The sequence below is a fragment of the Ancylomarina sp. YFZ004 genome, assembly GCF_054254355.1.
This window is the reverse complement of the sequence record NZ_JBTCHQ010000001.1, coordinates 720,449-734,202: the sequence shown is the minus strand read 5'-3', so window position 1 is coordinate 734,202 and position 13,754 is coordinate 720,449. Positions and strand designations below refer to the sequence as shown.

Here is a 13,754-nt window from a genome sequence, read left to right as displayed (position 1 = left end):
TGATGAATAAAAAAATTACGAGTTCAAAAGTTTTAGTGACAGGAGGAGCAGGGTTTATCGGCTCAAATCTTTGTGAGATGCTTTTGAAACAAAACAATGAAGTAATTTGCCTTGATAATTTTTCGACAGGACACAGAATTAATGTAGAATCCTTTTTATCTAATCCTAATTTTAAACTGATTGAAGGTGATATTCGTAATTATGAGGATTGTCAGAGAGCGGTAATAGGTGTTGATTTTGTATTGCATCATGCCGCTATAGGTTCTGTTCCACGTTCCATTAAGGATCCAATTACATCAACTGATGTTAATGTTGGAGGTTTTGTGAAGATGCTCTTTGCAGCAAAGGAAGCAGGAATAAAACGTTTTGTTTATGCAGCAAGCTCATCTACCTATGGGGATCATCCAGGTCTCCCTAAAGAGGAACACAAAATAGGCAATGCCCTCTCGCCTTATGCTATTACTAAATATGTCGATGAACTTTATGCAAAGAACTTTAGTGATCTTTATGGTATTGAGACTATAGGCTTACGTTATTTTAATGTTTTTGGTCGTAGACAGGACCCTAATGGAGCTTATGCTGCAGTTATTCCCAAATTCGTGAATGCGTTGATAAAACATCAGAGTCCAGTAATAAATGGAGATGGCACTTTTAGTAGAGATTTTACCTATGTAGATAATGTGATACAAGCTAATCAACTAGCAGCTTTAACACCTAGTGAGTCAATAACTGAAAGAAAGCAGATTTATAAATCTCAGTTTACATCTGTTTCAATCAAAGATGATTATTCAAATATTGAAGGAAATTGTAATCATCACGATGAATCTATATCTGAAGTTTTTAATATTGCTTATGGTGAGAGTGCTAGTCTTAATGAGTTAGTGGAAATACTTAAACAGAACCTCTCTTTATATGATAAACAAATTGGAAACGTAGAAGTTAAACATGGACCGAACAGACTTGGCGATATTCCACATTCATTAGCTTCAATTGAAAAAGGGAAACTTATTTTGGGATATAACCCTGAATATACTTTGAGAAGGGGATTAACAGATGCAACTGAGTGGTATTGGGAGAACAATGAAATGTGCGTTAAATAGTAAAATAAAAATCTATGTTATTTAATTCTATTGAATTTACGATCTTCTTGCCCATAGTTTTTCTTCTATATTGGTTTGTTTTTAATAAAAATCTGAAGGCGCAAAATCTAATGATATTAATTGTTAGTTATGTGTTTTATGGGTGGTGGGATTGGCGTTTTTTATCATTAATTGCTTTTAGTTCTCTTGTTGATTATACAGTAGGGTATAATTTGTCGAAAAGTCAGAACTCGATAAAAAGGAAACTTTTGTTAATTACAAGTATAGGTGTCAATTTAGGTCTGCTAGGATTTTTTAAATATTATAACTTTTTCGTTGAAAGTTTTGTTGATTCTTTTAGTCTTTTGGGAAGTGATCTGAATATAAGTACATTGAGTATTATTCTACCTATTGGTATCAGTTTCTATACTTTCCAAACTTTAAGCTATACCATTGATATTTATAAGAGAAAATTAGATCCAACAAAAGATTTTATTTCTTTTGTTTCGTTTGTAAGCTTTTTTCCACAATTAGTTGCAGGCCCTATCGAAAGAGCAAAAAATTTGTTACCTCAATTTTATAAGAAGCGAGTTTTTAATAATACTATGGCTTCCAATGGAATTAAGCAAATTGTTTGGGGCTTATACAAAAAGATAGTAATAGCAGATAATTGTGGCGTATTAGTAAATGATATATTTGAAAATTATGGAAATCAATCATCTATTGTTCTTGTTATTGGAGTAGTACTATTTGCTTTTCAGATCTATGGCGATTTTTCTGGCTATTCAGATATAGCTATTGGAACTTCTAGATTATTTGGATTTAATTTAATGACAAACTTTAAATTTCCGTATTTCTCAAGGGATATTGCTGAATTTTGGAGACGTTGGCATATTTCGTTAACAACTTGGTTTCGAGATTATGTATACATTCCATTAGGGGGTAGTAGAGTAAGAAAAGAAATAGCTATTCGGAATACGATTATTGTATTTGTTGTCAGTGGATTTTGGCATGGAGCTAACTGGACTTTTATTTTTTGGGGGATCTTAAATGCAGTTTTTTTCATTCCGTTATTACTTTCTAATAAAAACAGAAAAAATGTTGATTCTATTCAAAATTCATTTTTTTCAATTCGAGAATTATTAAATATTCTTCTGACATTCTCTTTAACATGTATAGCTTGGATATTCTTCAGAGCTTCAGACTTGACTGAAGCAATGGATTATTTTGTTAAAATTTTGTTTTTTAATCTAGAAGGTGATAATATTTTATTAAGCACAAAAATGCATTTGTTGTTGGCTTTGATTTCAGGTTTTAATATAATATTATTGATAATTTTTGAGTTCAGAAGCTATCGCAAAGGTTTAAATGAAGTGAAACTATCAGGTTTAGGAGCTTTATCTTTACTTATAGTTATTTTCTATATGGGCGCCTTTAAAAATCCTGTTGAATTTATATATTTTCAGTTTTGAACTATGAAAGCTTTTTTATTTAAACTATCTGTTTATTTCATTCTCTTTCTATTTATTGTTAATGTGTTAGCTTATGCATCATTATTTGTTCTCAAAAAATCGAGTTTTTATAAACCTAGTTTTTTAGTTAATAATTTTGATCAAAAAGAAGAATTTGATTATATCATTTTGGGATCAAGCCGAGGTTTAACAACAATAAACAGTAAGCAGATTGACTCGGAGTTAGAAACGAATGGTATAAATCTCTCAATGGATGATACTGGTTTGAGTACTCATTTTTTAATGTTGGAGCATTTTTTTGAATCAGGATATAATTCAAAGATCTGTATATTAAATTTGGATTTAGGGAGTGCAAAGAGAAGCATAAATACCCTGGGAGATAATGATTATAGATTCACACCATTTATAGATCGAAATTATGTTTGTAATTATTTTAAGAACATAGATGGACGTTTTCTAAAAATTCTGGCATATTCTAAATATTTACCTTTTTTAGCAGTATCCTATTACAATTTTGAATTGTTTTTCCCTTCGTTATTTACACTTAATAACTTAAAGAAAAGACACCATTTTGACTCCAGAGGGAATTTTCAGTATCCTAAATCTTCGATACCAATTATAGAGGATCGGGAATCTTCAGATTTTATTTTGCTAGAGTTGAATAATCCTTACTTGTCGAAAATTAAAGATATATGTGAAAGAAATGATTGTCATTTGATTTATTATATAGCCCCTATTTATAGTCATGGTGTTGAGTCTGACTTAAATGGAAATGAACTGATTAATCATTCGAACTTATTAGTTGACAAAAAGTTATTTTATGATAATATCCATGTGAATTCAAGAGGAAGGTATTTATCGACTAACGAACTAATATCTTTTTTTAAAAGAAATTCATTTGTATTGAATCTTAATATTCCTGCTTTACATACAAGTTCAAATCATTCTTCGAGAGAAAGTCAAAGTTTTCCTTTAGTAGATTGAAGTGACAATTTATATTATTCAAAGAGAATTATGACTGGTTAAAAACTGCAGTATTGTAGAGTCTAATTTTTACTGGGTGATATAGAGTTCGAGTTCCAAATCAATAATAAAATAAGGAACTGGTTTGATATTGCTGATTTAATTGTCAGTAATATTGAGAGAAAGCTAGGAAGACTAATTCTACTGAGCTTATGATTATAGTATTAAGGTTGATACAATTTTAGAGTTGTTAATCAAATACACGAGTCTCATTAGTATTTTGTTTAGATTTTATTGAGATTTTTGGACTGATTAGTAACCTAATAAATTATTAATTATGAAAGGAATTATATTAGCCGGAGGATCTGGTTCTCGCCTGTATCCTATTACACAAGGAATATCCAAGCAGTTATTGCCTATTTACGATAAGCCTATGATATATTATCCTATGTCGGTATTAATGTTGGCAGGTATTCGTGAGATTCTGATTATTACAACGGCGGAGGATCAGGCTGGTTTTATACGTCTTTTAGGTGATGGATCTCAATGGGGGATTTCACTTTCATATAAGGTTCAACCTTCACCAGATGGTATAGCTCAAGCCTTTATTCTTGGAGAAGATTTTATTGGAGAGGAAGATGTTTGCCTGGTTCTTGGAGACAATATCTTTTATGGTGATGGTTTGACGCCATTGTTGAAAAATGCGTTACATACGGTATCTCAGGATAGAAATGCTTGTGTATTAGGGTACTATGTAAGAGATCCTGAACGATATGGCGTAGCAGAATTTAATGGGGATGGAGAGGTGATAAGTATAGAGGAAAAGCCTCAAGAGCCCAAATCTAAGTATGCCGTAGTTGGACTCTATTTTTATCCTAACGATGTAGTTCAGAAGGCTAAGTCTATAAAAACTTCTTATAGGGGAGAATTAGAAATTACAAGTGTGAATCAAGCTTATCTTAATGAGAAAAGATTGAAGCTAAACAGAATGGGACGAGGTTTTGCCTGGTTAGATACAGGAACGCATGAATCGCTATTGGAGGCAGGTAGTTTTATCCAGACAATAGAGTCACGACAAGGACTTAAAGTAGCATGTTTGGAAGAAATAGCCTTTAAAAAGCACTGGATTACTATTGAGAAACTCAATGAAGCGATCTCCCGATACGGTAAAAATGTGTATGGAGATTATCTGAAACAAATTGAGGATGAGATTACGTATAAGTATGTATTGTAAAAAATCATTTAAACTTGATAAATAGTTTTATTATTTAATCATATTATTGGTTTATATTCTGACAATTGAGCTACTATTTTATATCTAATAAGCGTGGGTTTGAAAAAAAAACAATGAAGAGAATTGAAAGTAAATGGGGAGTTTAAAGGTAAAAACCATAAATGGATTATTTTGGAGTTTCTTTGATAGTTTCGGGAAACAATCGATATCTTTCTTTATAGGTATAGTTCTTGCTCGTATATTGGACCCTTCAGTTTATGGAATTATAGGGATGATCGTCATCTTTATTGCGATTTCTAATGTATTTATCAACTCTGGATTCGGAGCTGCACTGATAAGAAAAACGGATGTAACTGATAGGGATTGTAATACAACTTTCTTTTTCAATCTTGGGATAGCTATCATTTTTTATTGCATATTATTTCTTGTATCTCCTTTAATTGCTTCCTTTTATGATCAGCCCATATTGATATTTATCATTCGTGTACAGGGCATTGGACTTGTAATAAACGCATTGTCTGTTGTGCAGCATACTTTACTGACCAAGCGAATTGATTTCAAGACTCAAAGTAAAATATCCATAATAAGTACAATTATTAGTGGTGCTATTGGAATAAGTATGGCTTATAGTGGTTTTGGTGTATGGAGCTTGGTGGCACAACAGTTGGGAGCGAGTTTTTTTAAAACTGTATTGCTATGGTACTTCAATACTTGGAGACCAAAATGGGAGTTTTCAATTCAAAGTTTTAAAGACTTATTTGGTTTTGGATCTAAATTATTGATTTCGGCTCTTATTGATTCAATCTACAATAATTTATATTATTTGATTATCGGGAAGTTTTTTTCCGCAGCACATTTAGGCTTTTTTACACGTGCACAGGGTTATTCTAGTCTGTTCTCGAGTAATCTAACGAGGGTTATTGAAAGAGTTAGTTATCCGGTTCTTTCCTCTATACAAGAGGACCTTAAAGCATTAAGGAGTGGGTTTCGAAAAATAATAAAAACCTCAATGCTAATTTCATTTGTAGCAATGATGGGCTTAGCTGCCTGCTCTGAATCTCTTGTCATTATTTTAATTGGAGAAAAATGGGCCCCCTGTATTCCTTATTTACAACTGCTCTGTTTTTCTCAAATGCTGTATCCTCTTCATTCAATAAACCTGAATATATTGAAGGTTAAGGGCAGATCTGATCTTTTTTTGAGATTGGAAATAATAAAAAAATGTATTTCGATACCAGTTATAATAATTGGAATTTATTTAGGTATTAAAGCGATGTTAATAGCAATGATCATCAACGGATGTATCTCCTATCTATTGAATAGTTATTATACATCAAGCTTAATTCAATATTCAAGAATTAACCAAATAAAAGATATTACACCATCTTTTTTGGTAGGTGTTGTAACCTGTTTGGCTATGTGGTCTGTTGAATTACTGATGCTCTCTGTAGTGCAACAATTTATAATTCAGTTGCTAGTGGGAGGTGTTTTGTTGATATTCATTTTAGAAATTTTTAAACTCAATGAATATCTCGAAATTAAATCAATCCTTCATACATACATTCGGAAAGTCAGTTTTAAACGTACTTAACAATTATGCTGTAATAGTAGTTTAAAAGCAGGTAAACTAGTTACATAGCTATTGAAGCGATATTGATAGCAATGATCTTTATCGGATATATCGCCTATTTATTGAATAGTTATTATACTTCAGGCCCAATAAATATTCGCCAATTACTAAATTAAGAGATATAACTCTCTCATTTTTTGTAGATGCAGTTACCTGTATAGCCATGTGGTTAGTTAAATTACTCATGTTCTCTCTTGTGCAACAATTTTTAATTCAGTTTTTACGTTGGTGGTTTTTTATTATTCATTTTAATTGAAATCTTTAGACTCAATGAAGGCTTTGAAATTTAATCAATTATCAGTACCAAGCTGCGAAAATTCAGTTAAAAAGGAACTTCAAGAAAAGGTGATTAATGTTACTTCTCCTGTACTTCCTCCATTGGAAGAATTTATCCCCATGCTAGAGGATATTTGGGAAAGTAAATGGCTCACTAATAATGGAAAATACCATCAGAAATTTGAAAAAGCTTTGGCTGACTATCTAGGCGTTCCCTACATTTCAATTTTTTCGAATGGAACTTTGGCACTGATAACAGCTTTACAATGTTTTAAAATTACGGGTGAGGTAATAACTACTCCTTATAGTTTCGTTGCCACTTCTCATGCTTTAAATTGGAATGGTATTGAACCAGTTTTTGTTGATATAGACCCTGTAAGCTTAAACCTGGATCCACATAAAATCGAGGCTGCAATCACATCGAAGACTACAGCTATTATGCCTGTTCACGTTTATGGAAATCCTTGTGATGTGAAAGCAATACAAGATATTGCCGATACTTATGGTCTGAAAGTTATTTATGATGCGGCACATGCATTTAGTGTAGATATCAATGGAGACTCTGTATTGAATTTTGGCAATATGTCTATTTTAAGTTTTCATGCAACTAAGGTGTTTAATACGATTGAAGGTGGAGCCATAATTTGCAGAGATGAAGCAACTAAAAAGCAAATAGATTATCTAAAGAATTTTGGATTTGCTGGGGAGACAAAGGTAATCGGTCCTGGAATAAATGCTAAGATGAATGAATTGCAAGCTGCTTATGGTTTATTACAATTAAAGAGTATTGATATTTCAATCGAAAAAAGGAGAAATGTAACATTGCTATATAGGAAATTGTTAAGAGATGTAAAAGGAATAAGTTACCTTGAAGACATTGAAGGTGTAAAGCATAATTATTCATATTTTCCAATATTTGTAGACGGAAAGGAATATGGGAAATCAAGAGATTATTTATACGAAGAGTTAAAAAGACATAATATTTTCGGACGTCGATACTTTTACCCATTAATATCACAATTCCTAACATATAGGGGGTTGCCTTCCGCATCAGCAGATAATTTGCAAGTCGCTGAAGCAATAACTAAACAGGTGATTTGTTTACCCATTTATCCTGACATTGACATTTGTGTTATAAAACATATTGTAAGTATAATTAAATGTAGGTTATGAAAATAGCAATTATGCAACCCTATTTCTTCCCTTATCTGGGATATCTGCAATTGGTCAATCTAGTTGATATATTTGTATTTTGTGATGATGTAAATTTCATTAAAAACGGTTGGATTGCTCGAAATAGAATTATTTCTAAAACATACCCTTTTCAGTATTTTAGAGTAAAATTAAATGGGGCTAGCCAAAACAAACTCATTAATGAGGTAAAGTTAATAAATGGTCCGGTTAAGTTGCTGAAAACGATAAGATGCACTTATTCAAAAGCTCCTTATTTTAATGATGTATATCCTTTAATCGAAAAATGCTTAACAAGTTCAGCTACATCTATAGCTGAAATGTCAGCTAACTCTGTTGTTTTGGTTGCTGATTACTTAGGTATTGAAACTGAGTTTGAATTCAGTTCGAAGAAGCATGCTAATTCCAAGGGTATTGGTATGTCTGAACGATTAATTTCTATTTGCAAACATGATAATGCTTCGTGCTATTGTAATTTAACTGGAGGAGTTAAGTTATACTCTAAAGATTTTTTCAAACAATTTGGTATAGAGTTGAAATTTATTGAATCAAAGAAAGTAACTTATGATCAGTGTAATTGTCATTTTGTTGAGAATCTTTCAATAATTGATGTCTTAATGTTCAATTCTGTGGAGACTACAAAGAAATTATTAAACTCTTTTGAATTAAAATAGAAGAATTTAACAATGGGATTATCTCGATAGGAAAAAGGAATTCTAATAAACATAAATTGTAATCTGATGTCTACCCCCCTTGTAAGTATAAACTGTATCACATATAATCAGGAAAATTATATTGCCCAAACATTAGAAGGATTTTTAATGCAGGAAACAACATTTCCTATAGAAATTATTGTTTGCGAGGATGCATCAACAGATAATACCGCAAAGATAATTCAAGAGTATGCAGATAAACATCCAGATTTAATTATTCCTTTAATTCAAAAAACAAACCAATATTCACAAGGAATTAGCCCAGGTCTTGAGATTGTTATGCCAAGATGTAAGGGGAAATACATAGCCCTTTGTGAAGGTGATGATTACTGGACAGATCCTTATAAGTTGCAGAAGCAAGTCGATTTCCTGGAAGCTAACCCTGAGTACACATTTACTTTTCATGATTATGAAATCTTAGATGAAAATTCTGGGACAAAGAGCTTAGGCATTGGAAATCGTAAAATTGATGAGCTTGTTGATTTAGAATCGATCATTCTTAAAAAGAATATCGCGACTGCATCTGTTATGCATAGGAATATTTTAACTAAACAGATATTACCTGATTGGGTCCTTAAAATTACACAGGGAGATTATGGATTGATTATTCTTTTGGCTGAAAGGGGATTTGGTAAATATTTGTCAGATGTTATGTCAGTTTATAGAATTCATGGAGGGGGAGTTTGGTCTGGCAATAATATTAGTTATCGTAATGAAGAGGATATAAAATTTTTTAATTATTTACGGGATTATTTTTCTGATCCCAATTTGAGGTTAACCATTGATAAGAGATTGAATAATTGTTTTTTAAGTAAATCGTATATCAAGATAAGTAAAGGCGAATTTGTAAGTGGTTTATCTATTTTTCTACGATATATTAATTCCGTAAATGAAAAAAAAATGCAAAATGAATTAAAAAAGATTCTTGGTGCATTTAAATCCGGCTTATTATGTCTTGTTCGTAAGCTGTTTTCTTATTTTCATTCAGATTTAAAGTATAAGAACCCTATTGTTTAGCAATACATCTCTACATTTTAATAGATTTTTTGTAGAAAGAAATGATGATGAAATATTCTGGAGATTTTATAAAAAAATGGATATTAAGAACACGTTAACGGCTTATTATTCATAAAACATCAAGAGGTAGATATTGTAATTTTCACATAACCAGAAACCTTGCTAGATGTAGTAGTCCTAAAAACACAAATTTCTTTACTTGATATCATAATTTGCCTCATTGTTTTGAGTTTGCATGATAATTTATTCACAACATCATATTTCAGTTCTTATCGAAAAATTCAGTAACCTTCAGTAACTTAGTTGAATATCAATAATTTGTGCTGACCGATCAGTTATTTCAACATGAAGATGTAACAAGTAGACTTAAGAAGCTGATCGAAGGAATGATAAAATATAAAAATGATTAATCTCTATATTATACTTTCCTGAAAAAAATAAAAAAATCCATTAACATGAAAATTCTTATTGTTCATACACAAAATGACATTATTAGCGGAGCTGAATATGCTATTACTGACATGTTAAAAGTAAACCCAGCCGATGTTGAATTCGAAATGATGACACCTGGATATGGTGCGTTGTCAGAATACTACGAAGAACAAGGATTTAAGGTACATGTGAAGAAATTTAGTGGGCCTAGAAGGATGTTCCCGGGTTGTTATCAGATTAGTTCCTTTTTCTTGATGAGATGGTTGCAAAAGCACAGATTTGATATTGTTTTATGTAATACATTTGCTGCTAGCTTCCGAGTTTCGTTAGGTGCAAAATGGGCAGGAATTAAATTAGCTATTTACACACGTGAATATTTTTCAAAAAAGAAACTGGTTAATTTAAAACAAGTTAAACGAGCAGATTCGATAATTGCTGTATCTGAGGATGTTAAAGATTATTATGGTGATATGCATCCAAATATCAGTGTATGTCACGATACTATCGATATTGATTTGATAACTAAGCGTTTAAATAATCATGAACATCTTCTTTTCGATAAATCTGTTTTTAATATTGGTTTTATTGGACGGATAACCAGATATAAACAACCCGATTTAGTTATTCGTGCTATTCCAGATATTATAAAAGTAATACCTAATGCTCATTTCCATATTGTAGGGAAAGCAGTTCCCAATGAATATGATTTTGAAGCGAGTTTAAAGCAATTGGCTAAAGAATTAAAAGTCGATTCTTATGTTACATTTTGGGGATACCGCAAGGATTCAATAGAGCTTCTTAAAGATTTAGATGTTTTTTGTTTAACATCTGATAGGGAACCATTTCCTCGTACAATTCTTGAATCTATGCTTGCCAGGACGCCAGTGGTTTGTTCAAATACTGGAGGATGTAAAGAAATGGTAGAAGATAATATTACGGGACTACATTTTGATGTTTGTGATCATGATAATTCTTTTAGGCTTGCTAGACAGGTTGTTAGGTTGTGTGAGGATCAGGATCTTTATAACGAAATTGTGAACAATAGCTTTAATTATATTGAAGAAAAATTTGGTCCTAAAAATCAAACAAAACATTTTTTTGAAACTCTTAGGTTGATTTCATAATATTAATAATAATTTTTATAATGAAAGTAGCAATTATATTTGATCTAACAGCGGCAGGTGGTGTTCAAACTTGTATCTGGTCACTTATTAAAGGTCTTAACAGAAAGGGAATTAAGCCCGTTATCTTTTGGCATGAGGCTCCCAATAGTGAATTGTTGAATGAAGCAGGTGTAATTGCTGATTATACCAGACTTCGATTACCTATTGCCCCCTCATTTATTAAAACGCTTCCTAATTTGTTTAGATATTTGTTATGGCCGTTTAATATGATTAAAATTAGTAAGATACCTATTGATTATGATTATGTATATACGTTTACAGCAAATGTATTAGTAGATCAGAATCGGCCACATTTATTTTATCTTTGTGGTCCACCTTTACTGCCGCAGCTACAACCTAAAACTGTACGATTTAAAATAGCTAAATTATTATATAAGTATATCATTCGCCCTTTTTATCCTGCATATGAACCCCAGGAAAATGCCAATTATGTGACTATTTCAAAATTTATAGCTAAACTTTTTGAAGAGGCTCATGATAGAAAACTAGAAGTTGTATACCCATCGAATCAATTGAAAATTGATAATCTTCTGGAAGACGATTTCAACTTAAGAGGGAATATTACTTTTTTTAGTCGTATTGTGGATTATAAGCGACCTGAATTCTTGATGAAACTAGCTAAACAGCACCCTGATCTGGAATTCAACATAATGGGTGGTGTCTCAGAAAATAGAATTGATTACTTAGATCGCTTAAAAAAAATGGCGAGTGAACAAAAATTATCAAACCTTTCTTTTTATCCTAATGCTTCCCTTAATGAGATTGATAATATATTAAAAAAGACATTATTTTATGTATTCCCTGCCATTAATGAACATTTTGGGATTACGACTGTTGAAGCAATATTGAAAGGTTGTATTCCTTTTGTTCACAACTCAGGGGGACAAAAAGAAATTGTTCCTTTTGATTCGTTGAGATTTAATGATGAAGATTTTTTACGAAAATTTGAAGATTTACTGAGTTTAAATAATGATAATCTAATTCGTCTTCGTAATGAATTAGACAAACATATATTTATTTTTACAGAGGAAACATACATAAATCAGATGTTAAATATTTGTACAGATGAAAAGTAGATTACAGTCGATCGGATTCAGTTCTTTCATCTACTTTTATTTGCTAACTGTGGGAGCTATAGTTGGTTTAATTCTGAGGGATCAAATAATTCTAGCAGGTTATGTGCTAACATTAACTCTTGGTATTGTATTTATATATAGCATATTTCAACGGGATGCTGCTCCTTTTTTTACAATGATAATTTTTATTTATGCTCCATTTTTAGCCTTTTTAAGACAATACGTAATTTCTTATAATGGAATATCTATCATCTTATTTGTTGCCCTTATGTTATGGCTTGTAAATAACAGGCAAATTTTTTTAGAAATTATATATTCTAGGGCGAGAATAAGTATTGTCGTATTTGTTTTCCTTTTTGTTGCTTATGGTATGTTTCTGGGATTTCCTATTGTAGGTTTCATGAAATTCATCGAGACCGTTCTAGCACTTTTACTTTTTAGTATGGTTTTGAAATCTGTTCGTTATGTGAGACAATATATCATTTATTTTATTGCAAGTTCTTCGCTAATTATAATAAGTTTCTTGCAACATATTGGAACCCGCTTTTTAATAGAATCTGGTGATGTCGTTCACAAGGCAAATCCAAGCGCTTACAGTATTGCATTGGTCTTATCTGCATTTTTTATTTTTGCCGATAAAAAAGTTTGGATTTCTCAAATGAGTTGTAAATGGTTGGAGAGACTAAAATACCCACTATTGGCATTTATTTTCATATTGACAATATTGACAACATCGAGAACTGGATTCTTTGTGTTCATAGGAAGCTATCTCGTATTTTTGATTTTAAGTAAATTCAACATTAAGCAATTTTTACCCATGTTAGTTGCAGTTTGTTTAAGTTTCGTTTTTATTATTAATTCTAGTTATTCCGAAATTGCACAACATTGGTTTAATAAAACTTTCAAGAATGAAAAAGGAATTTCAAATGTTACAACTGGCCGTCTTGAACAGTGGAAAATGGCAAGGGTATATTTGGTTAGTGAACCACCTGTGAATATTCTAAGTGGTTTTGGTCCAGGAAAAGGAGCAATTTTCACCAAAGAATTTTCAATAAAAGCAAATACAATTGGAGGTATGCGTGGAAGTTCCTTTCAATTACATTCCTTGTACCTTAATATTTTAATAGAATTTGGTCTAATTGCATTTGTTTGCTTTTGTATTTTTTTAATAAAACGCTTTAATAAAGTATTTTCCGTTTTTAGGAAATTGAATTATAAACTCCCCTTATTGGCACTGTTTGCTTATATGCTTTATATAAGTGCATCTTCAGGTTTAGGCGTTGTGCCAGGCATGTTTATTGCTCTGTTTTTATTAGAGATTGATGACTTAAAGCGAAAGAAAAGGGGGGTAGAATCGTGAAAATACTAAATGAATAATCCATCACTATAAAGAACACTAGATTCTAAAACTCATACTTAATAGTGATTTGATACTCAAAGGTAATTTATAGAAGAAATGATTGTTGAGTAGGATAAAATATGTTCTA

The 13,754-nt window shown here is 31.4% G+C and carries 11 protein-coding genes; all 11 read left to right on the top strand.

Annotated elements, in window-relative coordinates; translation table 11 throughout:
* Positions 1-2 precede the first annotated feature (2 nt).
* The 11 genes from ACXR6G_RS03020 (at position 3) to ACXR6G_RS02970 (ending at position 13,627) form a co-directional block, all read left to right on the top strand.
* Positions 3-1,100 carry an SDR family oxidoreductase gene (locus tag ACXR6G_RS03020; RefSeq protein ID WP_458359913.1) on the top strand — a complete coding sequence of 366 codons (1,098 nt, stop codon included), beginning with the start codon at positions 3-5 and terminating at the stop codon, positions 1,098-1,100.
* A gap of 14 nt (positions 1,101-1,114) precedes the next feature.
* Positions 1,115-2,551, top strand: coding sequence for an MBOAT family O-acyltransferase (locus tag ACXR6G_RS03015; RefSeq protein ID WP_458359912.1), 1,437 nt, complete (start codon positions 1,115-1,117; stop codon positions 2,549-2,551).
* 3 nt (positions 2,552-2,554) lie between these two features.
* Positions 2,555-3,535: a hypothetical protein gene (locus ACXR6G_RS03010; protein WP_458359911.1), complete on the top strand. Its 981-nt coding sequence runs from the start codon at positions 2,555-2,557 to the stop codon at positions 3,533-3,535.
* Positions 3,536-3,851: 316 nt separating this feature from the next.
* The gene (gene rfbA, locus ACXR6G_RS03005; protein WP_458359910.1) at positions 3,852-4,748 is read left to right on the top strand and encodes a glucose-1-phosphate thymidylyltransferase RfbA; all 897 of its coding nucleotides are present in this window, start codon (positions 3,852-3,854) and stop codon (positions 4,746-4,748) included.
* A 133-nt stretch (positions 4,749-4,881) separates the two neighbouring features.
* Positions 4,882-6,339, top strand: a complete 1,458-nt coding sequence (locus tag ACXR6G_RS03000) for a lipopolysaccharide biosynthesis protein (protein ID WP_458359909.1) — start codon at positions 4,882-4,884, stop codon at positions 6,337-6,339.
* Positions 6,340-6,648: 309 nt separating this feature from the next.
* A complete protein-coding gene (locus ACXR6G_RS02995; RefSeq protein ID WP_458359908.1) occupies positions 6,649-7,827 on the top strand; it encodes a DegT/DnrJ/EryC1/StrS family aminotransferase in 1,179 nt (392 codons plus the stop codon).
* Positions 7,824-8,519, top strand: coding sequence for a WbqC family protein (locus ACXR6G_RS02990; protein ID WP_458359907.1), 696 nt, complete (start codon positions 7,824-7,826; stop codon positions 8,517-8,519). The genes ACXR6G_RS02995 and ACXR6G_RS02990 overlap by 4 nt, the downstream gene beginning before the upstream one ends.
* 66 nt (positions 8,520-8,585) lie before the next feature.
* Complete coding sequence (locus ACXR6G_RS02985; RefSeq protein WP_458359906.1) at positions 8,586-9,575, top strand: glycosyltransferase; 990 nt, start codon at positions 8,586-8,588, stop codon at positions 9,573-9,575.
* Positions 9,576-10,030: 455 nt separating this feature from the next.
* On the top strand, positions 10,031-11,131 hold the full coding sequence (locus tag ACXR6G_RS02980) for a glycosyltransferase family 4 protein (protein ID WP_458359905.1): 1,101 nt from the start codon (positions 10,031-10,033) through the stop codon (positions 11,129-11,131).
* 20 nt (positions 11,132-11,151) lie between these two features.
* Entirely contained in the window at positions 11,152-12,267 is a 1,116-nt protein-coding gene (locus ACXR6G_RS02975; RefSeq protein ID WP_458359904.1) for a glycosyltransferase family 4 protein, read from the top strand.
* Positions 12,257-13,627: an O-antigen ligase family protein gene (locus ACXR6G_RS02970; RefSeq protein WP_458359903.1), complete on the top strand. Its 1,371-nt coding sequence runs from the start codon at positions 12,257-12,259 to the stop codon at positions 13,625-13,627. The genes ACXR6G_RS02975 and ACXR6G_RS02970 overlap by 11 nt, the downstream gene beginning before the upstream one ends.
* Positions 13,628-13,754 lie beyond the last annotated feature (127 nt).